Source organism: Pseudomonas sp. TE6283 (genome assembly GCF_054060555.1).
Genome location: NZ_JBSSDH010000001.1, coordinates 103,722 through 126,897, shown reverse-complemented (window position 1 = coordinate 126,897; position 23,176 = coordinate 103,722). Strand labels below are relative to the sequence as shown.

Genomic DNA, 23,176 nt, shown 5'->3' with positions numbered 1-23,176 from the left:
CTACTCGCCGATGACCAACTGTCGCGCCAACTGGTTGTGACGCTCCAGCACCCGCGGCAGGTCGACGGTGGTGATGCGTCCGTCCTGCACCACCACGCGCCCGTTGATCACGCTGGTGTCGACATGGGTCGGGGTACAGAACACCAGCGCTGCCAGCGGGTCATGCAGGGCGCCGGCATAGGCCACATGACCCAGGTCGAAGGCCACGAAGTCGGCGACCATGCCCGGGGCAAGGGCGCCGATATCGTTGCGGTTGAGCACCTTGGCGCCGCCCAGGGTGGCGATCTCCAGCGCCTCGCGGGCGGTCATCGCATCCGGCCCGAAACCGACCCGTTGCAGCAGCAGCGCCTGGCGCACCTCGCCGATCATGCTGGCGCCGTCGTTGGACGCCGAACCATCGACCCCCAGGCCCACCGGCACGCCGTGGTCGCGCATCTTGCGGATTGGTGCGATACCCGAAGCCAGGCGCATGTTCGAGCACGGGCAGTGGGCGACCCCGGTGCCGGTGCGGGCGAACAGCTCGATGCCGTGCTGGTCGAGCTGCACGCAGTGGGCGTGCCACACATCGTGGCCGACCCAGCCCAGGTCCTCGGCGTACTCGGCCGGGGTCATGCCGAACTTCTCGCGGCTGTAGGCGATGTCGTTGACGTTTTCCGCCAGGTGGGTGTGCAGCGACACGCCATACTGGCGGGCCAGCACCGCCGCCTCGCGCATCAGGTCGCGGCTGACCGAGAACGGCGAGCAGGGCGCCACCACCACGCGCAGCATCGAGCCGTGGCTGGCATCGTGGTAGTCCTCGATCAGGCGCTGCGACTCCTTGAGGATGTCGCTTTCCTTCTCCACCACCGAATCCGGCGGCAGGCCGCCCTGGCTGCGGCCGACGCTCATGCTGCCGCGCGCGGCGTGGAAGCGCATGCCGATCTGCTCGGCGGCGTGGATGCTGTCGTCGAGCTTGCAACCGTTGGGGTAGATGTACAGGTGGTCGCTGGAGGTGGTGCAGCCCGAGAGGATCAGCTCGGCCATGGCGGTCTGGGTCGACACCGAGATCATCTCAGGGGTCAGCCGTGCCCAGATCGGGTAGAGGTTGGTCAGCCAGTTGAACAGCTCGCCGTCCTGGGCCGCCGGCACCACGCGGGTGAGGCTCTGGTACATGTGGTGGTGGGTGTTGACCAGGCCCGGGATGACCACCTTGCCGGTCATGTCGAGGATCACGTCGGCGTGCTGTGGCAGGGCATCGCTGGGGCCGACCTGCTTGATCACGTTGTCTTCGATGTAGAGCCCGCCGCGTTTGATCTCGCGGCGCTCGCCGTCCATGGTCACCAGCAGTTCGGCGTTCTTGACCAGTAGTGTCTTGGGCATGAGGGTCCCCTCCCGGTTGGGGTGTGTTTTCTGAGTGTAGGGAGGCACCCGGCGTTCGCACCGGGCGCGACTGAGCTGTCAGGCGCGGCGAGGCCGGGCGTCGAAAGCTGGGGCGAACGATGTGCCGTGCACGCGTAGCGCCGGTGAGGGCATTGGCAGCGTGTGGGCAGACGGTAGCAGGACGGATGCGGCGTCCAGGACGCACGGCATTCGAGCAGGGAACCCGATGAGGGTGGGCGGTAGCGGATGTCGCATGGCTTGTGCCTGTCGCAATACGCAACGGCGATGACCGTTGTCGTAGGCGCGGCGTAGTGTAAACAGAATTGCTTTTTTTTGTATACGGGATATTTGCCGGCGAATCCATGAGTGCCATGAAGACGGCGTGGGCGATGGGGCACTGCAGGCTTGATGTCGATATGCCAGTATGCGACTGTCTCGCTGCCGACTACGCTGTGGCCGGCATGTTCGCATTGGCTGATTACACTGTGGAAATCATCACACGGGGAGTACCTGGAATGGGCTGCGCGTTGATCGAGCATGCGCCAAGGCGGATGTCTGCATGGGGCGGGCATTGATGAACAACCGTGGCCGGAGCATTTCCCTGCAGTGGCTGGTGGCGCTGGCGATCATGCTGGGCATGCTGGCGCTTGGCTCGGCCCTGGCCTGGCAGGGCTACCTGGGCGTGCGCCAGACGCTGGTGGCCGCCGCTGGCGATGCCGCCCAACAGGTCGGCCGGACCATCGACGAACGCGCCCGGCGCCTGGTCGATCCGGTGCAGAGCAGTATCCGCCTGCTGGCCTTCGATGGCTCTGCGGGCACAATGGCGCAGCACCTGGAGCGCCTGCCACAACTGGTCGAGAGCCTGCGCGCCAATCGCATGCTCAGTGCTGCCTACCTTGGTTATCCCAATGGCGAGTTCCTGCTGGTCCGTCGCCTGCGTGACCCACAGTTGCTTCAGCGTTTCGCGGCCCCGGCGAATACGACGTTCCTGGTGCAGACCGTCAGCCTTGGCGCAGACGGTGCGTTGCACGGCGAATGGCGTTTCTACGACCAGGCAATGACCCTGCTGCTGCAACAGCCCAAACCGGATTATCGCTACGATCCGCGCCAACGGCCTTGGTTCATCGAAGCCTCGGCGCAATCCACCACTGTGCTCACCCGCCCATATGTGTTCTTCACCACCCGCGAGATCGGCCTGACCATGGCCCAGCGTAGCGTCGATGGCGCGGCGGTGATCGGCATGGACGTCTCGATCACCGACCTGGCCAGCGAGAGCCGCGACCTGCGCATGACCGCCGGCACCGAGATCGCCGTGGTCGATGACCAGGGCAGCGTGGTGGCTTATCCGGACCTGCAACGGGTGATCGTTCGCGAAGGCGACGCGGTGCGTCTGTCGCGCATTGATGAGCTGGGTATTGCCAGCCTTGCGCGGGTCCACACCGATGCTCTCCAGGGTACGCGTCCGCAGCCGTACCAGGTCGAGGGGAAGACCTGGTACGGCATGCGCGTGCCGCTGACCACCGTGGCCGGGCAGGACCTGCAGGTGCTGATCGCCGTGCCGGGCCATGAGCTGCTGGCCGGAGCGCGCCAGGTGCTGTTCGAGCAACTGCTCTGGGCCGCGGCGCTGGCGGCCGTGCTGTTGCTGCTTGGTGGCTTGCTGGGCCGGCGTATCGGGCGCCCGCTGTGGCGGCTCACCGAGCAGGTGCAGGGGCTGGCCGCTTTTGATTTCAGCCGCGAGGTGGGGGTGCTCTCGCGGGTCTCGGAGGTGCGTGAGCTGAGCCGGGTGCTGAGCCGCATGTCCGGTACCATCCGCAACTTCCAGGCGATCACCCTCACCCTCAGCCGCGAGACCCAGCTCGAACACATGCTCGACAGCGTGCTCAACCATCTGGTGGCCGCCGCCAGCGCCAGTGCCGGTGCGGTGTACCTGTACGATGCGGACAACGCTCGCCTGCGCCTGGCCGCGGCCTGCCGGGCCCAGGGCTATCCGGCTGAGCTGGCGGTTGGCGAAGGCGACCATCAGGATCTGGCCGGCGCCATGACCCAGGCCCTGTCGTTGCAGGGGCGCAGCCTGGCGGTGGTACTCAACGACCGTGGCCAGGCGCTGCTCGGCATCCTGGTGCTGCAACTGGAGGACGAACATGCAGGGCAGGCGTTCCGGCGTTTCGTCGACGAGTTGTCCGGCGCCGCCGCCATGGCCATCGAGACGCGTCAGCTGATCGAGTCCCAGCAGCGCCTGCTGGATGCCATGATCAAGCTGCTGGCCGATGCCATCGACGCCAAGAGCCCCTATACCGGCGGCCATTGCGAGCGCGTGCCGCAGCTGGCGCAGATGCTCCTGGACCAGGCCGTTCAGGCCGACAGCGGCCCCTATGCCGCCTTCACCATGAACGAGGCCGAGCGCTATGAGTTTCGCGTGGCCGCCTGGCTGCACGATTGCGGCAAGATCACCAGCCCCGAGTACGTGGTCGACAAGGCGACCAAGCTCGAGACCTTGTACAACCGCATCCACGAGGTGCGGATGCGCTTTGAAGTGCTCTGGCGCGACAGCGAGATCGCCTACTGGCAAGGCGTGGCCAATGGCGACGACGAGGCGGCGCTGCGACGCCAGCTGGAGCAACGCCGGGCCGAACTGCAGGACGAGTTCGCCTTCGTCGCCAACGCCAATATTGGCGGCGAGTTCATGCAGGAGGCCGACATCGAGCGCCTGCAGCGCATTGGCCAGCGCCGCTGGTGGCGGCACTTCGACAACCGCCTGGGCATCTCCCGCGACGAGGCCGCGCGCTTCGCCGACACGCCTGCCGGGTCCTTGCCGGTGGAGGAGCCGCTGCTTGCCGATCGCGACGAGCACCAGGTGTCCTGGGGGCCGCGCAAGCCACCGGTGGCCAAGGACGACCCACGCAATCGCTGGGGCTTCGACATGCGCCTGCCGGCCCATGCCAGCAACCACGGCGAGCTGTACAACCTGTCGATCCGCCGGGGCACACTAAACGACGAGGAGCGCTTCAAGATCAACGAGCACATCGTGCAGACCATCATCATGCTCAGCGCCTTGCCGTTCCCCCGTCAACTGCGGCGTGTGCCGGCGATTGCCGGCAACCACCACGAGAAGATGGACGGCAGCGGCTATCCACGCCGGCTCGGGCAGGACGCGCTGGGCATTCCCGAGCGGGTGATGGCGATCGCCGACGTTTTCGAGGCGCTGACGGCGGCGGATCGGCCGTACAAGGCGCCAAAGACCTTGTCCGAGTCGGTGAAGATCCTGGTCTTCATGGCACGCGACAACCATCTCGACGGGCAGTTGCTGCGGCTGTTTCTCAGCACCGGCGTGTACCGGCAGTATGCCGAGCAATTCCTGCGCCCCGAGCAGATCGACGAGGTGGACGTGGCCTACTGGCTGGCGCAACTGTAGGCGTTGCCGGGCCTGTCAACGCAGGCGCCGGTTCCAGTCGCCCCCGTGATCGCGCCAGCAGGCTTCCTCGCTATCGAAACGCACATGCCAGGCCACATGATCCAGCACGATTCCAGCATCCGCCAGCGCCTGGGCCGTCAGCGCGATCATCCGCCCCTTGTCCGCGCCGGCCAGGGCCCGGGCCTTGTCGGTGTCGTCAGTGAATACCCAGGTGATGCGCAGGCTGGCGGGGAAGTCGTCGAGGTCCACCTGGTGGGTGAGCCAGGCGAAGCCGACGATCTCGCCCTGGGCGGTGGCGCAGGCTTCGGTCAGGCAGGCGACCATTTCCCGCTCCAGGCGCGCCAGGGCACGTTTGCCTGTAGCCATCAGACGTTGTCGATCTGCTGGCAGAAGCGCAGGCGGTTGCCGAACGGGTCGACCACTTGCATTTCCAGGCCCCAGTCGACCGCCTCGGCCTGTGGGCGCGCATAGCCATAGCGCTTGGCCATGAGCTCGCCCTCCAGGGCCTTGAGGTCCTCGACCCGGGCGAACACCGCCGCGCCCGGCGTGGCGTCGCCGTGATGCTCGGACAGGTGCAGGATCAGGCCGTCGCGGTGGACCTGCATGTACAGCGGCAGGTCCGGGGCAAACCGGTGTTCCCAGTCGAGCTGGAAGCCGAGGAAATCGAGGTAGAACTCCCGGGCTTTGTCGACCGAGAAGATCCGCAGGATCGGGATGGCGGGGGCGAATTGCATGAGGGTGTCCTTGGCTCGAAAAAGGGCAGGGTGGTCACTTTAGCGCAGTTCGCCACGGAGGCTGGCACTTGAATTGCGCACCGGGGCGCAGCCGCTCTGGGCCGCAGCCTCGCGGCGTGACTGGCGGTCCGAAAGTTTCATCATCGTTCATCTGCGCAGTTGGCCCGTTCCCTGCTATATCCCCTCAGCGAATATTGATCGAGTGGTCAGCCCGGCGTGCCCGCAAGCGCCCCGCGCAGGATCCTTCATCCGGCCGCCAGGCCATGGATTTCAGGGGCTTCAGGATGTCGTTGGCGCAACAGATCGACCCACCGCAGGCAGACCCAGGCTGGAGCGCCCACCTGCAATTGCGCTTCGTCCAGCGCGAGGGCGTGACCCGCCTTGGTGCACGCCGTCATGTCGGACCTCTTTTGGTGCAACGGCCGTTCTATCCGGAGGGCGCACCGTGCCATGTCTATGTGCTGCACCCGCCTGGGGGGATCGTCGCTGGTGACCGGCTGGAACTGGACATCCACCTGCAGAACGGCAGCCACGCCTTGCTGACCATGCCCGGCGCCAGCAAGTTCTACCGCAGCATCGGCCCCACTGCACGGCTGGCCCAGCGCTTTCACCTCGCCGCCGGCAGCACCCTGGAGTGGCTGCCCCAGGACAGCATTTTCTTCAACGGCGCCCGAGCCCGCCTGGACAGCCGTTTCACCCTCGAGCCCGGTGCCCGCTTGCTGGCCTGGGAGACGCTGTGCCTGGGCCGCCCGGTGATGAACGAACGCTTCGAGCAGGGCGCCCTGGACAGCCGGCTACTTGTCGAATTGCCCGGTGAGCCCGGCCTGCACGAGCGCCTGCGTATCGAAGGCGGGCAACTGGACAAACTGGCCGGGCACCCGCTGGTCGCCACGTTCTGCGCCGCGCCGGCCGACCAGGCGCTGCTTGAGCAGGTGCGCCAGGCCCTCGACGAACTGGCCACGCCCGCCGGCGCGACCCTGCTCGGCCCGCTGCTGGTGATCCGCCTGCTCGACCACGACAACCAACACCTGCAACGCAACCTGCAGCGCCTCTGGCACCTGCTGCGCCCGGCCGTGCTCGGCCTGGCGCCGTGCCCGCCGCGCATCTGGGCCACCTGAAGAGAGCCGCCATGGAGCTGACCCCGCGAGAGAAAGACAAACTGCTGCTGTTCACCGCCGCCTTGCTGGCCGAGCGGCGCCTGGCCCGTGGCCTGAAACTCAATTACCCGGAAGCGGTGGCACTGATCAGCGCCGCGGTGCTCGAAGGCGCCCGCGATGGCCGCACCGTGGCCGAGCTGATGAGCCTGGGCCGCGAGGTGCTGGTGCGCGAGCAGGTGATGGCCGGCGTGCCGGAGATGCTGCACGACGTCCAGGTCGAGGCGACCTTCCCCGACGGCACAAAACTGGTGACCGTGCATGAACCCATCGTTTGAGGAGGCCGGCATGATCCCCGGAGAAGTCCAGGTCGCCGAGGGCGACATCGAACTCAACGTTGGCCGCCAGACCCTCAGCGTGAGCGTGGCCAACCATGGCGACCGTCCGGTGCAGGTGGGCTCGCACTATCATTTCTACGAAGTCAACGACGCCCTGGTGTTCGAGCGCGAGCCGACCCGTGGCTTTCGCCTGGATATTGCGGCCGGCACCGCGGTGCGCTTCGAGCCGGGACAGGCCCGCACCGTGCAGTTGGTGGCCTATGCCGGCAAGCGCGAGGTGTACGGCTTTCAGGGCAAGGTGATGGGCGCGCTGGAGGGCAAGGCATGAGCCGTATTTCCCGTCGGGCCTACGCCGACATGTTCGGGCCCACCGTCGGCGACCGCGTGCGCCTGGCCGACACCGCACTGTGGGTGGAGGTGGAGAAGGACTTCACGATCTACGGCGAAGAGGTCAAGTTCGGCGGCGGCAAGGTGATCCGCGACGGCATGGGCCAGGGCCAGATGCTGGCGGCCGAGGCCATGGACCTGGTGCTGACCAACGCGTTGATCATCGACCACTGGGGCATCGTCAAGGCCGATATCGGCGTCAAGCACGGCCGTATCGCCGCCATCGGCAAGGCCGGCAACCCTGATGTGCAGCCCGGCGTGACGGTGCCGGTGGGGCCGGGCACCGAGGTGATCGCCGCCGAAGGCAAGATCGTCACCGCAGGCGGCATCGACTCGCATATCCACTTCATCTGCCCGCAGCAGGTGGACGAGGCGTTGACCAGCGGCGTGACCACCTTCATCGGCGGCGGCACCGGGCCGGCCACCGGCACCAACGCCACCACCTGCACCCCCGGCCCCTGGTACCTGGCGCGCATGCTCCAGGCCGCAGACTGCCTGCCGATCAACATCGGCCTGCTGGGCAAGGGCAACGCCTCGCGCCCCGAGGCCCTGCGCGAGCAGATCGCTGCCGGCGCCGTGGGCCTCAAGCTGCACGAGGACTGGGGCTCGACGCCCGCCGCCATCGACTGCTGCCTGGGCGTGGCCGAGGAGATGGACATCCAGGTGGCGATCCATACCGACACGCTCAACGAGTCGGGTTGCATTGAGGACACCCTGGCCGCCATCGGCGAGCGCACCATTCACACCTTCCACACCGAAGGGGCGGGTGGCGGCCACGCGCCGGACATCATCCGCGCGGCGGGGCAGGCCAACGTGCTGCCTTCCTCGACCAATCCGACGCTGCCCTACACCGTGAACACGGTGGACGAGCATCTCGACATGCTCATGGTCTGCCACCACCTGGACCCGAGCATCGCCGAGGACGTGGCTTTCGCCGAGTCGCGCATCCGCCGCGAGACCATCGCCGCCGAGGATATCCTCCACGACATGGGCGCCTTCGCCATGACCTCGTCCGACTCCCAGGCCATGGGCCGGGTCGGCGAGGTGGTGCTGCGCACCTGGCAGGTGGCGCACCAGATGAAGCTGCGCCGTGGCCCGCTGGCGCCGGATGGCGCCTACAGCGACAACTTCCGGGTCAAGCGCTACATCGCCAAGTACACCCTGAACCCGGCGCTGACCCACGGCATCGCCCACGAGGTCGGTTCGGTGGAGGTGGGCAAGCTTGCCGACCTGGTGCTGTGGGCGCCGGCGTTCTTCGCGGTCAAGCCGGCGCTGGTGCTCAAGGGCGGGATGATCGCCACGGCGCCGATGGGCGATATCAACGGCTCGATCCCGACCCCGCAACCGGTGCACTACCGGCCTATGTTCGGTGCCCTGGGCGCGGCGCGGCATGCCACGCGCATGACCTTTCTGCCCCAGGCCGCCCTGGACCGTGGCCTGCCCCATGAGCTGAAGCTGCAGAGCCTGATCGGCGTGGCCCATGGCTGCCGGCGGGTGCGCAAGGCCGACATGGTCCACAACACCCTGCAACCGCTGATCGAGGTCGATGCCCAGACCTACCAGGTGCGCGCCGACGGCGAGTTGCTGGTGTGCGAGCCGGCCCACGAGCTGCCGCTGGCGCAGCGCTATTTCCTGTTCTGAAGGAGCGAACATGATTGTCCTCACCCGTCGCATCACCCAAGCCGGCGCCATCACCGGCACCGTCACCCTCGATGTCGACAGCCGCATCAAGAGCCGTCTGCGCGTCACCCTCAAGGATGGCCGCGAGGCCGGATTGATGCTCGAGCGCGGCCATCTGCTGCGTGGCGGCGAACTGCTGAGCGACGCCGAAGGCACTCAGGTAATCCAGGTACTGGCCGCGCCGGAGGCGGTGTCCACGGTGCGCTGCGCCGACCCGCACCTGCTGGCCCGCGCCGCCTACCACCTGGGCAACCGCCATGTGCCGCTGCAGATCGAGCCGGGCCTGTTGCGTTACCAGCACGACCATGTGCTCGACGACATGCTGCGTGGCCTGGGGCTGGAGGTGATCGCCGAGCAGGCGCCGTTCGAGCCCGAGGCCGGCGCCTACCAGAGCGCGCCACACGGACATTCCCACGGGCATGACCATCCGTTCGTACGCCTGCCAGCCCATTCCTGACCTCACCCTGGAGCCCACAATGAAAAAGACTTTCGCCCTGGTACTGCTGATGGTGGCCCTGCCGGCCTTCGCCCACCCCGGTCACGACGCCAACCCGTTGCAGGACGGCCTGCTGCACCCGCTGACCGGCCTCGATCACCTGCTGATGCTGCTCGGTACCGGCGTGCTCGCCGCCCTGACCCGGCGCAACCTGACCCTGCCGCTGGCGACCCTGGCGGCGATGTTCGGTGGCGCGGTGTGCGGCCATCTGTTCGGCGACGTGGTTGGCATGGAGCAGATGATCCTCGGCTCGCTGCTGGTGGCTGCCGCCGCCATGCTGCTGCCGAGCCGCCAGTTGCTGCTGTCGCTGATCATGCCGGTGTTCGCCCTGTTCCACGGCTGGGCCCATGGCGTGGAAGCCACCCCCAGCGCGTTCTGGCAGTTCAGCGCCGGCTTCGTCACGGTCAGCGGCCTGCTGCTGGCGCTGGGGTTCGGCGTCGGCTGCCTGCTGCGCCGTCATGCCGGCCTGCAGAAAGCCTTTGGCGGCGGCCTGCTGGCCGGTGCCGCCCTGGTGCTGGCCGGCTGATGACCAGCGACCTGGCGTTGCTGCGCCTGTTGCAGCTGGCCAGCCCCGGCCTGCCCGTGGGCGGCTTCACCTACTCGCAAGGCCTGGAGTGGGCCGTGGAAGCCGGCTGGGTGAAGGATGCCAAGGGCTTCGCGGCCTGGCAGCGCGAGCAGTTGCACGACACCCTCGGCCATCTCGATTGGCCGCTGCTGGCACGCCTTTACCGGGCATGCCAGGCAGACGATGCCGATGCCTTCGCCCACTGGAGCCTGTTCCTGCTGGCCAACCGCGAGACTGCCGAGCTGCGCCTTGAAGAGCGCCAGCGCGGCAGCGCCCTGGCACGCCTGCTCGATGGCTGGCAACTGGCGCAGGCCCCGGCCTGGCGCGCCAGCCTCGAACTCAGCCAGCTGGGCGGCATGGCCTGGCTCGGCGCGCATTGGTCGATTCCGCTGCGCCAGCTCGCCCTGGGCCATGGTTTCGCCTGGCTGGAAGGGGCGGTGATGGCGGGGGTGAAGCTGGTGCCGTTCGGCCAGCAGGCCGCCCAGACCTTGCTGCGTGACCTGGGCGAGGAGCTGCCCGCGGTGCTCGATCATGCCCTGGCACTCGACGACGACCAGCTCGGCGGCGGTCTGCCGCTGCTGGCCATCGCCTCATCGCGTCACGAAACCCAATACACCCGTTTGTTCCGTTCCTGAGGACTGCCTAGATGGAAAACTACCAGCAACCCTTGCGCGTCGGTGTCGGCGGCCCGGTCGGATCCGGCAAGACCGCGCTGCTCGAGTGCCTGTGCAAGGCCATGCGCGACCACTACCAGATCGCCGTGGTGACCAACGACATCTACACCAAGGAAGACCAGCGCATCCTCACCGAGGCCGGGGCCCTGGCGCCCGAGCGCATCGTCGGCGTCGAGACCGGTGGCTGTCCGCACACCGCCATCCGCGAGGACGCCTCGATGAACCTGGCCGCCGTCGAGGCATTGGCGCGCAGGTTCGGCAACCTCGAAGTGATCTTCGTCGAGAGTGGTGGCGACAACCTCAGCGCCACCTTCAGCCCGGAGCTGGCCGACCTTACCATCTACGTGATCGATGTGGCCGAGGGCGAGAAGATCCCGCGCAAGGGCGGGCCGGGCATCACCAAGTCAGATTTCCTGGTGATCAACAAGACCGACCTGGCGCCCTATGTTGGTGCTTCGCTGGAGGTGATGGAGCGTGATACCCGGCGCATGCGCCCGGAGCGGCCATGGACGTTCAGCAACCTGAAGAAGGGCGAGGGCTTGCAAGCGGTGATCGATTTCATCGTCGAGCGGGGGATGCTGGGAGAAAGAGGCTGTAGGAGTTATGGAGCGTGAGTGACTTACTCGACTGATTGCCTACTGTTCTGAAGAGGGTTTCGGGCGGCGGAGTGGGCTTTTCCTAAAGCTGAATGGCCCGGCTGACAGATAAAGTCTGTCGGGCTGCAGGGGAAAGAATTCGCCAGCGGTAAACGAAACCAAGACTCACTGAAAGGACACTGTATGAAAAAGGCCGTATTGGCAGCGTTTTTGGCATCTGCTGGTTTGATCCAGGCTGCCCATGGCGATGAACTGGCGGGCGTTGTAGTTGCCAAAGCGCATTCGCCGTTCAGTCGCGACGACGTTGCAGAACAGGGGCTGCAGCTTGCCGCTGGATACATTGGTGATATCAGGTATGGATCATGTCCGCATGGAACGGCGCGGACACCGGCTGGATCCTGTCAGGCGCCCTTCGATTTTGATTGACCACAGGCACATAGCCTACCGAGCCAGCGCCTGGTTCGGTGTGTAGAACAGGAAGTGCGTGGTCTCGGCTGTCTTGCGGTAGGCCTTGGCCCACTCCGGGTTCACATTACGGTCATGGAAGTACAGCGCGCCGCCGGTAGGGTCCTGCAACTGCTGGTTGAGGGCCTTGCGAGCGATTTCCTTGGCTACCGCGTAACGTTCCTCTTCTTCCACCTGGTCGGGGCGCCCGTCGCACCACCATGAGAACTGGCAGCTTTTGCTTTCCACCCCTTGCTTGACCACCCCGCAGATGCTGTCTGGGAAGCCCTCGTGGCCCAGGCGGTTGAGCACCACGCTGGCCACCGCGCTCATGTCCTTGGTGTCGGCGCCCTTGGCCTCCCAGTAGATGGTGCGCGCCAGGCAGGTGATGCTGTCGTCCATCGGCGCCTGGCCGGCCGGGTCGACGGCCTGGACTTCACCGGGGGTGAGGGTTTCCTGCTTTTTCGGCGGTGGCGCATCCTCGACCACTTTTTCTTCCAGCACCTGTGCCTTGTCTTCGGCAACCGCGGCCTTCTGGCTGTCGGCGGCGGGGAGGGGGCCTGCAAGCAGGCTCAGGGACAGGCCGAGCAGCATCCACGATAGGCGCATGATCGAGTTTCCGCGAGGTTGGCTGTCCACAGTCTAGCCGTGTCGCATCAACTCAACGTCAAAGTCAGCACCAGTGGCAGGGTTGCGGCGGCGGCGACGGTCTGCAGGGCGATGATGGTGGCCATCAGCGGCGCGTTGCCGCCCATCTGCCGGGCCATCACATAGGACGACGAGGCGGTGGGCAGGGCCTGGAACAGCACGGCCACCACCGCTGCCTGGCCGCCCAGCCCCAGCAGCCGGCACAGGCCCCAGGTGGTCAGCGGCATGACCAGGAACTTGAACAGCGACGCGGCCACCAGCGGTTTGACTTGCTGGCCCAGGCGCGCCCCGCCCAGCGCCGCGCCGACGCACAACAGGCCCAGGGGCAGCGCCGCCTGGCCCAGGGCCTTGACCGTGGGTTCCACACCGGCCGGCAGGCCCAGGCCGGTCAGCCGTAGCAGCAGCCCTGCGGCGCAGCCGATGATCAACGGATTGGCGAAGATCGCCTTGAGCACGGTGGCTGGTGAACTGTGGCGTGCGCTGAAGCGGGCGAAGACCAGCACGCAGAGCAGGTTGACCAGTGGCACGATGGCGGCGTTGGCCACCGCCGCCAGGGCGATGCCGGCCGTGCCGTAGATCCCGGCGGCCAGTGTCGCGCCAATATAGTTGTTGAAGCGCACGCCACCCTGGAACACCGAAGTGAAGTCGGCGCCGTCATGACTGGCCGCGCCCTGGTAGAGCACCAGCAGCAGGGCGCCGAGCAGCGTCGAGAGCATCAGCACGCCGACCATGCCCAGCACCGGCACGCCGTCGAGGTTGGCGGTGGCCAGGCCGTGGAGGAACAGCGACGGCAGCAGCACGTAGTAGCTCAGGCGCTCGGCACCGGGCCAGAAGGTTTCGGCGAGAAAGCCACGCAGCCGCAGCCAGGTGCCCAGGGCGATGAGCAGGATGATCGGGACAAGGGTGGTGAGCAGCAGAGGGAGCATGGGCGCGGGTCCGTGGTCGGGTACGGCCACAGACTAACGGAGTCGAGTAAGCAGAAAAAACGCTGTTTTCTTTAGCGACTCTTGAGGAAAACTGCATGGATCTGGGGCTGCTTCGCCGCCCTTGGGAGTCATGCCTCGAGCGCAGTCTTGAGTACGGCGCTTAGATGCCGGCGTTGACTCTTCTCGTGCTCCAGCAGCACCATGCGCCGGGTCAGCTGCGGCTCGCCGAAGGGCAGCACAGTGGCGGCTGGCAGTCGTTCGAGGTCATCGTCGCTCATGGGGATGACCGCCACCCCCAAGCCCATGGCGGCCATCCGCGCCAGCGCCTCCTGACTGTCCAGTTCCATCTGCTCGTTGACCTGCAGGCGCTGGCGGCGCAGTTCCTGTTCGATCTGCCGGCCGGCCCAGGCGCGCTTGTCGAAGCGCAGGAACGGCTGGTTGGCGAGCAGTGTCGGCAGGCTCTGGCCGGCCAGGTCAGGGCTGGCGATGGCCCAGAAACGGTCCTCGAACAGCGGCGTGTACTGCAGGCTCTGCGGGTACGGACTGACGGGCTCGGTAGTGATCGCCGCGTCCAGTTCGCCATCCTCGACCCGGCGGGCGAGTTCCGCCGACATGCCCGAGACCACGCTGACATGCAGCTCGGGGTGGTGGGCCTTGATCCACACCAGCGCTCTGGGCAGGCGCCGGGCAAGCACCGTGTGGATCGCGCCGATGCGCAGGCGCCCGCGCAGGCTCGGGCCACTGGCCAGGGTGTCGGCCAGCTCGTCGTAGGCAGCCAGGATGCCTTCTGCGCGCGCTACCGCCAGTTGCCCGGCCTCGGTCAGCACGACTTGCCGGCGGCTGCGGTCGAACAGGGCGACCTGCAACTCGTCTTCCAGGGTCTTGATGTGCAGGCTCACCGCCGAAGGGGTCAGGCTCAGCAGGTCGGCGGCGCGGGCGAAGGTGCCGTGGCGGGCGATGGTGACCAGGGTGCGCAGGGCTTTGAGGGACACGCGTGGCAGGCTCCGGATGCTGGCAGGGCTCGGGTACGATACGCGAATGTGGGCCTCAGCGCCCGTGGCGACCATAGGCCTGGCTGATGCGGTCGATGACCATCGCCAGGGCGACGATCGCCAGCCCTGCCTCGACGCCCTGGCCGACGTTCAGGGTCTGGATCCCCGCCAGCACATCCTCGCCCAGCCCGCGGGCGCCGATCATCGAGGCTACCACCACCATCGACAGGGCCATCATCACCGACTGGTTGAGCCCCGCCATGATGCTCGGCAAGGCCAGCGGCAGGGCGATGCGTCGCAAGCGCTGCCAGCGGCTGGCGCCCAGGCCGTGAGCGGCCTGCAGCAGTGACGGATCGATCTGCGCCAGGCCCAGGTCGGTCAGGCGTACCAGCGGCGGCAGGGCGTAGATGAGGGTGGCGAAAACCGCAGGCACCTTGCCCAGGCCGAACAGCATCAGCACCGGAATCAGGTAGACAAAGGCCGGCAACGTCTGCATCACGTCGAGCACCGGCAGGATCAGGCGCCGGGCCAGGGGGCGGGTGGCCAGCAGGATGCCCAGCGGCACGCCAACCAGCACACACAGGCCGGTACTCACCAGCACCAGGGCGAGGGTCTGCAGCAGCTTGTCCCACAGCCCGAGCATGCCGATCAGCGCCAGCAGCAGCGGCAGCACCACTGCCCGTGCCAGGCTGCGGCTGGCGTGCCAGGCCAGCAGCCCTACCAGCAGCAACAGCAGCCACCAGGGCAGCAACCGGAGCAGGTTTTCCAGGCCCACCAGCAGTTGCAGCAGTTGGTCGGAGATGCTGCGCAGGTGATCGCCATAGTGCAGCACCAGCCAGTCGACCAGGCGGTTGACCCAGGCGGCGAAGGAGAATTGCAGGGCTTCGGGAAAGCCACCGCTCACAGCCCGGCCTCGACCTTGGCGGCGTTTTCAGTGGGTAGCCAGGCCTTCCATACATCGGGGTTGTCGCGCAGGAAGGCGAGGGCGGCCTCGCGCGGTGGCTGGCGGGTTTCGCTCATGCGCGCCAGGGCCTTGTTCAGGGTGGCGATGGGCAGGTCGACCTTTTCGAACACCGCGACCATTTCGGGGTACGCGTCACGAAACGCCTTCGACACGCCGATCGAGAGCTTGGCCGGCAACGAGCTGCTGCCTTTCGGGCTTGGGTTGGCGGCATCGGTGAGAGTGGCCCAGGCGGACGCGTCGAAGGGGGGCTCTTCCAGACGCACCAGGTCGTAGCGACCCATCAGCGGGGTCGGGCTCCAATAGTAGAACAGCACGGGTTGGCCACGGCGGATCGCCGAGCCGACCTCGGCGTCGAGGGCGGCGCCGGAGCCGCTGCGAAAGTTGTTGTACAGCCCGTCCAGGCCGTAGGCCTTGAGCTTCTGGCTGTTGACGGTCTCGGAGGTCCAGCCGCTGGGACTGTTGAGGAAGCGGCCCTTGTCGGGTACCTCGGGGTCCTTGAACACCTGGGGGTAGCGCTTGAGGTCGTCGACGCTGCGCAGGTCCGGGGCCAAGGGTTTCAGGTTGCGTGCAGGGTCACCCTTGATCACGTAGGCCGGCACCCACCAACCTTCCTCGGCGTTCTTCACCGTGTCGCCCAGGGCGAACACCTGGCCGGCCTGTTCGGCCTTGACCCAGGCAGGGCTGCGCCCGGCCCACTCCTCGGCGATCACCTGCAGGTCGTTGCGCGCCAGGGCCACTTCCATGCTGACGGTGCTGCCGGGGAGGGTGTCTGTTTTGTATCCATAGCCGCGCTCGACGATCAGGCGCAGGATCTCGGTGGTCAGTGCGCCGCTTTCCCAGCCGATGGCGCCGAAGTGGATAGGGGCGGGTTGTTCGGCTGATGCGGCGCTGTCGGTGCTGGCCAGGCCGATGGCCAGCAGCAGGCCGGCCAGCAGGGTGGGGACTTTCTTCATCGGGGCCTCGTCGGTTGCCGGTCCTTGGGTTCCGCCAGAAGTGTAGACGACGAGGTTGCCGGGGCTGCTTCGCAGCCCTTTCGCGACGCAAGGCCGCTGGGGAACGCGCCAGCCTGGGAAATCGGGGCTGGTAGCAGCCCCGACGGGGTGGAATCAAACGCGGAACTGGTCCATCAGCCCCTGCTGCTGGTTGGCCAGGCTGTTGAGCGACTGGCTGACCCGCGCCGACTCGTTGGCCTGGCCGCTCAGCGACTCGGTCACGTCACGGATGGTGGCGACGTTGCTGTTGATCTCCTCGGCCACCGCGCTCTGCTCCTCGGCGGCACTGGCGATCTGCAGGTTCATGTCGGTGATCACGGTCACCGCCTGGCCGATGCGCTGCAGCGCGGTGACGGCCTGGCCGACCTGCTCGACGCCGCCCTGGGCCTGGCGGTGGCTGCTGTCCATGGCACCGACCACTTCCTGGGTGCCGGCCTGCAGGGCCTCGATCACCTGGCGGGTTTCCTCCACCGACTCCTGGGTGCGGCGGGCCAGGTTGCGCACTTCATCGGCCACCACGGCGAAGCCACGGCCGGCTTCACCGGCGCGGGCGGCCTCGATGGCGGCGTTGAGCGCCAGCAGGTTGGTCTGCTCGGCGATCGAGCGAATTACCTCGAGCACCGAACCGATCTTCTCGCTGTTGCGCGCCAGCCCCTCGACCTGGGCCATGGCGCCGCTCATGTCGGCGGCCAAGGTGTCGATGCTGGTGGTGGTGCGGTCGATCACCGCCAGCCCTTCGCGGGTTGCCTGGTCGGCCTCGCGCGCGGCCTGGGCAGCCTGGGCCGCGCTGCGGGCGACGTCCTGGGCGGTGGCGCTCATCTCGTGGGAAGCGGTGGCCACCTGGTCGACCTGGCGGTACTGCTGCTCCATGCCGGCGCTAGTTTCGGCGGCGATTGCCGCCGACTGGTCGGCGGTGCCGCGGGCGGCCTGCACCGAACGTTTCACCTCGGCGATGGTCGGCTGCAGCTTGTCGAGGAAACGGTTGAACCAGCCGGCCAGCTCGCCCAGCTCGTCCTGCTTGTCGTACTGCAGGCGGCGGGTCAGGTCGCCTTCGCCGCTGGCGATGTCCTTGAGCATGGCGGCCACGCCGAGGATCGGTTTGGTCACGCCGCGGGCCATCAGCCACACCAGCAGCAGGCCGGCGATGGCGGCGGCCAGGCCCAGGCCCAGTTCGAGCAGGGTGCCGCTGGTGTTGAGGGCGTCGAGTTCAACCTTGAGGGCCTCGGCCGGGCCGGTCAGGGCACTTTCCGGTACATCCAGCAGCACGCCCCAGTGCTTGCCGCCGGGGATCGGCTCGAAGGCGGCCAGCACCTTCAGGCGCTGCTGGTCGTGGAGGATCTGCAGCTTGCCGTCGGCGAGTTTGCGAACCAGTTCCGCGCCCTGGGTCCGGTCGACCTGGTCGAAGCGCTGGGCCAGCTTGCCGGCATCGGCGCTGTAGCCGGCCAGCAGGCCCACGGGGCTAAGGATGCCGACCGTGGTCCGGCCTTCGTAGAGACTGCGGCTGGCGTTCTGGCTAAGGGCCTGGAGGCTGTTGAGGTTGATGTCGATGGACAGGGTGGCGATGACCTTGTCGCCCGCCTTGAGCGGGAACACGATGCTGGTCATCAGCACGCGCTGGCCGTCGATGTCATAGAAGTACGGCTCGACCACGCATACCGTGCCGGTGCTGCGCGGGCACACCCACCAGGTGTTGGCCGGCTGGCCGCTGGGGCCGATCTCGGTGTTGGCCATGTCGTGCTCGGGCAGGGCCATCGAGGTCAGCTGGCCGACCCGTGGCTGCGACCAGTACAGGGCGAAGCGCCCGGTCTCGTTGCTGCCCAGCTCGCTCTGGCCGGAGAACAGCTTGTCCTTGCCATCCAGCGCGCCCGGCTCGAACACCAGCGACAGGCCGAGCAGGTCGGGGTTGGCCTGCAGTGCGGCACGCACCTGGGCGGTCATGTCCTGGCGCAGGTCGTAGGCGTCGAGGAAGCGCTTCTCTGCCTGCTCGCGCAGGAACAGCACCTGGCGGGCGAAGCCGGCACCGTATTGGTAGGCGTCCATGAACTGGCGGCGGATGTTCAGGGCCTGGACCTCACCCTGGGACTCGATGCGCGACTGGGCCGAGTCGGAGAGCATGCGCATGCTGCTGGCTTTCACCAGGTCCGAACTGTGGTCCATGCGGTACAGCGAAAGGCCGACGAGCAGGGTGACGATGGCCGCCAGGCACAGGCCCGCCAGCAGGGTGATCTTCCATTGGATGGAGAGTTGTCGCAGCAAAGGCATGGGGAAAATCCCTTGTAATAGGTTTGATGCTGCCGACTGTGTCGGCTTGCTCGGATTTTTCTTTATTCAAACGTTCAATTAAATCCTGCGACTTTCGTCTATTTCCTACGCGATGTTGCGGCGCAGACGCTTTTGACTTCTGCCGGCCTGTGCTTCAGAGTGTGCGCCCTCCATAACAACATCCCCTGGTCCGGCCACTGCCCGTGTGCAGTCTGTCGCCGGAATACCCGCTTTTTGTCTGTCGTAACGAGGTTCGCACACCATGAATGCAGTGATTGCCGCGGTCGGGCTCATGCTGATCCTGAGCCTGTCCCGCGTGCATGTGGTCATCGCGCTGATCATTGGCGCCCTGGCCGGAGGCCTGGTCGGTGGACTGGGTATCGAGGGCACGCTCAAGGCCTTCAACGGTGGCCTGGGTGGCGGTGCCACGGTGGCCTTGTCCTATGCCTTGCTTGGAGCCTTCGCGGTGGCCATCGCCAAGTCCGGACTGGCCCACGCCCTGGCCGACCGGGCCCTGGCGATGATCGATCGCCAAGGGCATGCCGACGGTGGCAAGGTCAAGTGGCTGCTGGTCGGCCTGATGCTGGTGGTGGCGGTGTCGTCGCAGAATATACTGCCGATCCACATTGCCTTCATTCCCTTGCTGGTGCCGCCGCTGCTGTATGTGCTGACGCGCCTGCGCATCGACCGCCGGCTGATCGCCTGCGTGATCACCTTCGGCCTGATCACCCCGTACATGTTCCTGCCGGTGGGCTTCGGCAACATCTTCCTCAACGAGATCCTGCTGGCCAATGTCAGCCGCGCCGGGGTGGATGTCAGCGGCGTCAACGTGACCCACGCCATGGCCATCCCGGCGGCGGGCATGCTCGCCGGTCTGTTGCTGGCGGTGTGCTTCAGCTACCGCAAGAAACGTGACTACGACCTCGAACGCATCGAGCAGGTCGAGCAGGTCAGCGTGCAGTACAACCCAGTGACCCTGCTGGTGGCCGGGGTGGCGATCGGTGCCGCGTTCATCATCCAGCTGTGGCTGGACTCGATGATCATCGGCGCGATGGTCGGCTTCCTGATCTTCTCGTTGTCGGGCATCGTGCGTTGGAAGGACACCGACAGCCTGTTCACCGAAGGCATGAAGATGATGGCGATGATCGGCTTCATCATGATCGCCGCGTCCGGCTTTGCCGAAGTGATGAAGGCCACCGGTGAAGTGAAGAGCCTGGTGGAGGCCTCGGCCCAGTGGATCGATCACAGCAAAGGTGTCGGTGCGCTGCTGATGCTGCTGGTGGGGTTGCTGGTGACCATGGGCATCGGCTCTTCATTCTCCACCGTGCCGATCCTGGCGGCGATCTTCGTGCCGCTGTGCGTGCAACTGGGCTTCGATCCGCTGGCCACGGTGTGCATCGTCGGTACCGCGGGCGCGCTGGGCGATGCCGGCTCGCCGGCGTCGGACTCGACCCTGGGGCCGACCTCGGGGCTGAACGTGGACGGGCAGCACCACCACATCTGGGATACCGTGGTACCGACGTTCATCCACTACAACCTGCCGTTGCTGGCGTTTGGCTGGTTGGCGGCGATGACGTTGTGATCAGCGACTTGACCTGATATCACCGGGGGCCGCCCTGCGGCCCCAGATCGGGGTTTCAGCCGCGGGTCGGCGCGGGGACGATGCGGTTGAGGACGGTGCTGCCGTCCTTGCTGCGGGTCAGGTACACCGGCAGCACCTTGGGCAGGGTATCGACCAGGCGGGCGACCTCGCGGGTACTGTAGACGCCGCTGATACGGATGCTGGCGGTGCTGTCGTCGGCCAGCATGAGCGGCTTGTCCAGGTAGCGGTTGATCACCGGCAGCGCCTGGCCGAGGCTGAGGTTGTCCAGCACCAGCTTGCCGCTGCGCCAGGCCAGGCTGTTGCCGTAGTCGTCACTCTGGTTCAGCTCTGGTTCGAAATCGCCCTTGTGGTAGCTGGCCTGCATGCCCGGGCCAAGGCGATAGCCGCCGGCGTTGCCGCTGGCGCTGACCAGCACCGAGCCTTCCACCAGCGTCACCTTGACCTGGTCCTCGTACTTCCACACGTTGAACTGGGTCCCGGTGACACGGGTCTGGCCGTTGGCGGCGTGGACGATGAACGGGTGACTGCTGTCGTGGGTAACCTTGAAGAACGCCTCGCCCTTGACCAGGGTAACCTTGCGCTCGTCCTTGTAGTTGAGGAAACGCAGTTCGCTGTGGAGGTTCAGTTCGACGCTGCTGCCGTCGCTCAGACGTACCTGGCGCAGATGGTCGGTGGCTTCGAAGTGCTGGTAGCCGTTGGGCAGCCAGCCCTGCTCCCAGCCGACCCAGCCTGCCAGGGGCAGGGCGAGCAGGGCGATGGCGGCGGCCGAGGCGAACGGCCGCCAGTGGCGCGTCGGCGCCGCTGGCCGGGTCGGTAGCGGGATCACCTGGGCGCTGCGCGGCAGCAGGTCGGCGGTGTCCCAGATCTCCAGCATCGCCTGGTATTCCTCGGCATGCCGCGGATCGCTCGCCAACCACTGGCCGAACGCCTCGCGCTCTACCGCCGTGCAATCGTCGGCGTGCAGGCGCATGCACCAATGCGCGGCGGCATCGGTGATGGCATCTTCTTCGCTTGGAATGTGGCGGTCCTGGTTCATCGCGGCTCCCGGTTTTGCGGCATTCTACCCCCGGGCGGGTGCTTCCGAGAACGAGTTAATGGCGAATGACTATCAATTGTGTAGTTTTTCGTCGTATCTGCGGTTGTGTTTCATCTACAACAGGGCAGGGCTACGTGGGAAGACAAGGGCGGTAGCACCAAGCCTTGACTTCTTCTCACGCCACACGCTAATTTCCCACTCCATGAACCTATTCCCGCAGCGTCGCGCCCTCAGCATTATTACCGCCATTATCAGTTTGGCGGGCTAGCGCACACATGCACTGAACCCGCCCTGGAGGCGGGTTTCTTCTCTCTGACTCCTGGGCACTACAAAAAAACCAGGAGTCATCGATGACCAGTTTCAGCGCCACCCTGCGTACCCCGGCAACGCCCCGGCAACTGCTGTCCGAGCAAGTGCGCCGGATTCTTTCGGCCCCGGTGTACGACCTGGCCATCGAAACCCCCTTGCAAGCGGCGCCGGCCCTGTCGGCCAGCCTGGGCAACCAGGTCCTGCTCAAGCGCGAAGACCTGCAACCGACGTTCTCCTTCAAGATCCGCGGCGCCTACACCCGGCTGTCGCGCCTGACTTGCGCCCAGCGCGAACGCGGCGTCATCACCGCGTCGGCCGGCAATCATGCCCAGGGCGTGGCCCTGGCCGGCTCGCACCTGGGCATCAAGACCACCATCGTCATGCCCACCACCACCCCCTCGCTCAAGGTCGAAGGCGTGCGTTCACGGGGTGGCCATGTGGTGCTGCACGGCGAAAGCTTCCCCCACGCCCTGGCCCATGCCCTGCAACTGGCCGATCGCGACGGCGCTACCTTCGTGCCCCCGTTCGACGATCCTGACGTCATCGCCGGGCAGGGCACCGTGGCCATGGAGATCCTTCGCCAGCACCCCGGCCCGCTGCATGCGATCTTCGTCCCGGTCGGCGGCGGCGGCCTGATCGCCGGCATCGCCGCCTACGTCAAGTACCTGCGCCCCGAGGTCAAGGTGATCGGCGTCGAGCCGGAGGACTCCAACTGCCTGCAGGCCGCCATGGCCGCCGGCGAGCGGGTGATCCTGCCGCAGGTCGGTACTTTCGCCGACGGCGTGGCGGTGGCGCAGATCGGCGCGCACTGCTTCGAGCTGTGCCGCCACTTCGTCGACGAGGTGGTGACGGTCAGCAGCGACGAGCTGTGCGCGGCGATCAAGGACATCTATGACGACACCCGCTCGATCACCGAACCCTCCGGCGCCCTGGCCGTGGCCGGCATCAAGCGCTACGTGGCCCGCGAGGGCCTGCAGGGCCAAGCCCTGGTGGCCATCGACTCCGGCGCCAACGTCAACTTCGACCGCCTGCGCCATGTCGCCGAGCGCGCCGAACTGGGCGAGCAGCGCGAGGCGATCATCGCCGTGACCATCCCCGAGCGCCCCGGCAGCTTCCGTGCCTTCTGCCTGGCCCTGGGCAAGCGCCAGATCACCGAGTTCAACTACCGCTACTATCCGGGCAAGGAGGCGCGCCTGTTCGTCGGCGTGCAGACCCACCCCCAGCACGACCCACGGGAGCAACTGCTGGCCAGCCTGCACGAGCAGGGCTACCAGGTGCTCGACCTGACCGACAACGAACTGGCCAAGCTGCACGTGCGCCACACCGTCGGCGGCCACGCGGCGCCGGGCGCCGGCGAGCGGGTATTGCGCTTCGAGTTCCCCGAGCGTCCCGGGGCGCTGCTGGGCTTTCTCGAACGCCTGGGCAAGCGCTGGAACATCAGCCTGTTCCACTACCGCAACCACGGCGCGGCACAGGCGCGGGTGTTCGCCGGGCTGGAGGTGCCGGGCGACGAACTGGCCGGGCTGCCGCGGGCGCTTGACGAGATGGGCTATCAGTACTGGGACGAGACGGAGAACCCGGCGTATCGGCTGTTCATGGGGTAAACATGCCGCCACTGGCGGTGCTGACGCTCTACAGCTCCCAGCGCTGCACACACCAGCGTGG

At 66.8% G+C, this 23,176-nt stretch carries 22 protein-coding genes and 1 pseudogene; 12 read left to right on the top strand and 11 right to left on the bottom strand.

Features of this window, described 5'->3' with window-relative positions; translation table 11 throughout:
• A complete protein-coding gene (locus ACVWZ5_RS00565; RefSeq protein WP_062573820.1) occupies positions 1-1,359 on the bottom strand; it encodes an 8-oxoguanine deaminase in 1,359 nt (452 codons plus the stop codon).
• 559 nt (positions 1,360-1,918) lie between these two features.
• Here ACVWZ5_RS00565 and ACVWZ5_RS00560 point away from each other — a divergent pair.
• Entirely contained in the window at positions 1,919-4,771 is a 2,853-nt protein-coding gene (locus ACVWZ5_RS00560; protein ID WP_253249265.1) for an HD domain-containing phosphohydrolase, read from the top strand.
• A gap of 15 nt (positions 4,772-4,786) precedes the next feature.
• On the opposite strand, the gene ACVWZ5_RS00555 is transcribed toward ACVWZ5_RS00560, so the two are convergent.
• Together ACVWZ5_RS00555 and ACVWZ5_RS00550 are read right to left on the bottom strand one after the other, a co-directional pair.
• The gene (locus tag ACVWZ5_RS00555; RefSeq protein ID WP_062573823.1) at positions 4,787-5,140 is read right to left on the bottom strand and encodes a hypothetical protein; all 354 of its coding nucleotides are present in this window, start codon (positions 5,138-5,140) and stop codon (positions 4,787-4,789) included.
• Entirely contained in the window at positions 5,137-5,505 is a 369-nt protein-coding gene (locus ACVWZ5_RS00550) for a glyoxalase superfamily protein (RefSeq protein ID WP_028689440.1), read from the bottom strand. The genes ACVWZ5_RS00555 and ACVWZ5_RS00550 overlap by 4 nt, the downstream gene beginning before the upstream one ends.
• Before the next feature lie 284 nt (positions 5,506-5,789).
• Between ACVWZ5_RS00550 and ACVWZ5_RS00545 the strand changes: the two genes are divergently transcribed.
• From ACVWZ5_RS00545 to ACVWZ5_RS00505, 9 genes are all read left to right on the top strand, one after another.
• Entirely contained in the window at positions 5,790-6,623 is an 834-nt protein-coding gene (locus ACVWZ5_RS00545) for an urease accessory protein UreD (protein WP_062573824.1), read from the top strand.
• Between the two features lie 11 nt (positions 6,624-6,634).
• Complete coding sequence (locus ACVWZ5_RS00540; protein ID WP_038706005.1) at positions 6,635-6,937, top strand: urease subunit gamma; 303 nt, start codon at positions 6,635-6,637, stop codon at positions 6,935-6,937.
• A 10-nt stretch (positions 6,938-6,947) separates the two neighbouring features.
• Complete coding sequence (locus ACVWZ5_RS00535) at positions 6,948-7,265, top strand: urease subunit beta (RefSeq protein WP_028689443.1); 318 nt, start codon at positions 6,948-6,950, stop codon at positions 7,263-7,265.
• The gene (ureC, locus tag ACVWZ5_RS00530) at positions 7,262-8,965 is read left to right on the top strand and encodes an urease subunit alpha (protein ID WP_028689444.1); all 1,704 of its coding nucleotides are present in this window, start codon (positions 7,262-7,264) and stop codon (positions 8,963-8,965) included. Before ACVWZ5_RS00535 ends, ureC begins: the two co-directional genes overlap by 4 nt.
• A gap of 10 nt (positions 8,966-8,975) precedes the next feature.
• Complete coding sequence (gene ureE / locus ACVWZ5_RS00525) at positions 8,976-9,461, top strand: urease accessory protein UreE (RefSeq protein ID WP_457340282.1); 486 nt, start codon at positions 8,976-8,978, stop codon at positions 9,459-9,461.
• 19 nt (positions 9,462-9,480) lie between these two features.
• Entirely contained in the window at positions 9,481-10,026 is a 546-nt protein-coding gene (locus ACVWZ5_RS00520) for a HupE/UreJ family protein (RefSeq protein WP_062573826.1), read from the top strand.
• On the top strand, positions 10,026-10,700 hold the full coding sequence (locus ACVWZ5_RS00515; RefSeq protein ID WP_062573827.1) for an urease accessory protein UreF: 675 nt from the start codon (positions 10,026-10,028) through the stop codon (positions 10,698-10,700). The genes ACVWZ5_RS00520 and ACVWZ5_RS00515 overlap by 1 nt, the downstream gene beginning before the upstream one ends.
• Before the next feature lie 11 nt (positions 10,701-10,711).
• Positions 10,712-11,353 carry an urease accessory protein UreG gene (ureG, locus tag ACVWZ5_RS00510; protein WP_028689448.1) on the top strand — a complete coding sequence of 214 codons (642 nt, stop codon included), beginning with the start codon at positions 10,712-10,714 and terminating at the stop codon, positions 11,351-11,353.
• A gap of 165 nt (positions 11,354-11,518) precedes the next feature.
• Positions 11,519-11,761, top strand: a complete 243-nt coding sequence (locus ACVWZ5_RS00505) for a hypothetical protein (RefSeq protein WP_143514939.1) — start codon at positions 11,519-11,521, stop codon at positions 11,759-11,761.
• Positions 11,762-11,776: 15 nt separating this feature from the next.
• On the opposite strand, the gene ACVWZ5_RS00500 is transcribed toward ACVWZ5_RS00505, so the two are convergent.
• From ACVWZ5_RS00500 to ACVWZ5_RS00470, 7 genes and pseudogenes are all read right to left on the bottom strand, one after another.
• Positions 11,777-12,388 (bottom strand): cell wall hydrolase, encoded by a 612-nt coding sequence (locus ACVWZ5_RS00500; protein WP_084942374.1) that lies wholly within the window; start codon positions 12,386-12,388, stop codon positions 11,777-11,779.
• A 47-nt stretch (positions 12,389-12,435) separates the two neighbouring features.
• On the bottom strand, positions 12,436-13,353 hold the full coding sequence (locus tag ACVWZ5_RS00495) for an AEC family transporter (protein WP_280070863.1): 918 nt from the start codon (positions 13,351-13,353) through the stop codon (positions 12,436-12,438).
• Between the two features lie 128 nt (positions 13,354-13,481).
• Positions 13,482-14,345 (bottom strand): LysR family transcriptional regulator, encoded by an 864-nt coding sequence (locus ACVWZ5_RS00490; protein ID WP_062364478.1) that lies wholly within the window; start codon positions 14,343-14,345, stop codon positions 13,482-13,484.
• 55 nt (positions 14,346-14,400) lie between these two features.
• Positions 14,401-15,249 (bottom strand): ABC transporter permease, encoded by an 849-nt coding sequence (locus ACVWZ5_RS00485; protein ID WP_084942376.1) that lies wholly within the window; start codon positions 15,247-15,249, stop codon positions 14,401-14,403.
• A complete protein-coding gene (locus ACVWZ5_RS00480; RefSeq protein ID WP_457340281.1) occupies positions 15,246-16,262 on the bottom strand; it encodes an ABC transporter substrate-binding protein in 1,017 nt (338 codons plus the stop codon). Before ACVWZ5_RS00480 ends, ACVWZ5_RS00485 begins: the two co-directional genes overlap by 4 nt.
• A 153-nt stretch (positions 16,263-16,415) precedes the next feature.
• A complete protein-coding gene (locus tag ACVWZ5_RS00475) occupies positions 16,416-17,171 on the bottom strand; it encodes a methyl-accepting chemotaxis protein (RefSeq protein ID WP_371041468.1) in 756 nt (251 codons plus the stop codon).
• A 102-nt stretch (positions 17,172-17,273) separates the two neighbouring features.
• Positions 17,274-18,239: pseudogene (locus ACVWZ5_RS00470) on the bottom strand (HAMP domain-containing protein); the annotation flags it as partial.
• A 586-nt stretch (positions 18,240-18,825) separates the two neighbouring features.
• Between ACVWZ5_RS00470 and ACVWZ5_RS00465 the strand changes: the two are divergent.
• Positions 18,826-20,145, top strand: coding sequence for a Na+/H+ antiporter family protein (locus tag ACVWZ5_RS00465; RefSeq protein ID WP_028689455.1), 1,320 nt, complete (start codon positions 18,826-18,828; stop codon positions 20,143-20,145).
• Between the two features lie 55 nt (positions 20,146-20,200).
• Here ACVWZ5_RS00465 and ACVWZ5_RS00460 read toward each other — a convergent pair whose 3' ends face one another.
• Complete coding sequence (locus ACVWZ5_RS00460) at positions 20,201-21,202, bottom strand: FecR family protein (RefSeq protein ID WP_258802011.1); 1,002 nt, start codon at positions 21,200-21,202, stop codon at positions 20,201-20,203.
• Between the two features lie 350 nt (positions 21,203-21,552).
• On the opposite strand from ACVWZ5_RS00460, the gene ilvA reads away from it, so the two are divergent.
• A complete protein-coding gene (ilvA, locus tag ACVWZ5_RS00455) occupies positions 21,553-23,115 on the top strand; it encodes a threonine ammonia-lyase, biosynthetic (RefSeq protein WP_457340280.1) in 1,563 nt (520 codons plus the stop codon).
• The last annotated feature ends 61 nt before the right edge of the window (positions 23,116-23,176 follow it).

Coding starts and splice junctions, on each gene's coding strand:
- ACVWZ5_RS00480 (WP_457340281.1), bottom strand. CDS start 16,262: ATGAAGAAAGTCCCCACCCTGCTGGCCGGCCTGCTGCTGGCCATCGGC.
- ACVWZ5_RS00505 (WP_143514939.1), top strand. CDS start 11,519: ATGAAAAAGGCCGTATTGGCAGCGTTTTTGGCATCTGCTGGTTTGATC.
- ACVWZ5_RS00500 (WP_084942374.1), bottom strand. CDS start 12,388: ATGCGCCTATCGTGGATGCTGCTCGGCCTGTCCCTGAGCCTGCTTGCA.
- ilvA (WP_457340280.1), top strand. CDS start 21,553: ATGACCAGTTTCAGCGCCACCCTGCGTACCCCGGCAACGCCCCGGCAA.
- ACVWZ5_RS00535 (WP_028689443.1), top strand. CDS start 6,948: ATGATCCCCGGAGAAGTCCAGGTCGCCGAGGGCGACATCGAACTCAAC.
- ACVWZ5_RS00520 (WP_062573826.1), top strand. CDS start 9,481: ATGAAAAAGACTTTCGCCCTGGTACTGCTGATGGTGGCCCTGCCGGCC.
- ACVWZ5_RS00540 (WP_038706005.1), top strand. CDS start 6,635: ATGGAGCTGACCCCGCGAGAGAAAGACAAACTGCTGCTGTTCACCGCC.
- ACVWZ5_RS00495 (WP_280070863.1), bottom strand. CDS start 13,353: ATGCTCCCTCTGCTGCTCACCACCCTTGTCCCGATCATCCTGCTCATC.
- ureC (WP_028689444.1), top strand. CDS start 7,262: ATGAGCCGTATTTCCCGTCGGGCCTACGCCGACATGTTCGGGCCCACC.
- ACVWZ5_RS00460 (WP_258802011.1), bottom strand. CDS start 21,202: ATGAACCAGGACCGCCACATTCCAAGCGAAGAAGATGCCATCACCGAT.
- ureE (WP_457340282.1), top strand. CDS start 8,976: ATGATTGTCCTCACCCGTCGCATCACCCAAGCCGGCGCCATCACCGGC.
- ACVWZ5_RS00515 (WP_062573827.1), top strand. CDS start 10,026: ATGACCAGCGACCTGGCGTTGCTGCGCCTGTTGCAGCTGGCCAGCCCC.
- ureG (WP_028689448.1), top strand. CDS start 10,712: ATGGAAAACTACCAGCAACCCTTGCGCGTCGGTGTCGGCGGCCCGGTC.
- ACVWZ5_RS00465 (WP_028689455.1), top strand. CDS start 18,826: ATGAATGCAGTGATTGCCGCGGTCGGGCTCATGCTGATCCTGAGCCTG.
- ACVWZ5_RS00550 (WP_028689440.1), bottom strand. CDS start 5,505: ATGCAATTCGCCCCCGCCATCCCGATCCTGCGGATCTTCTCGGTCGAC.
- ACVWZ5_RS00565 (WP_062573820.1), bottom strand. CDS start 1,359: ATGCCCAAGACACTACTGGTCAAGAACGCCGAACTGCTGGTGACCATG.
- ACVWZ5_RS00560 (WP_253249265.1), top strand. CDS start 1,919: ATGGGGCGGGCATTGATGAACAACCGTGGCCGGAGCATTTCCCTGCAG.
- ACVWZ5_RS00545 (WP_062573824.1), top strand. CDS start 5,790: ATGTCGTTGGCGCAACAGATCGACCCACCGCAGGCAGACCCAGGCTGG.
- ACVWZ5_RS00475 (WP_371041468.1), bottom strand. CDS start 17,171: ATGGAGCAGCAGTACCGCCAGGTCGACCAGGTGGCCACCGCTTCCCAC.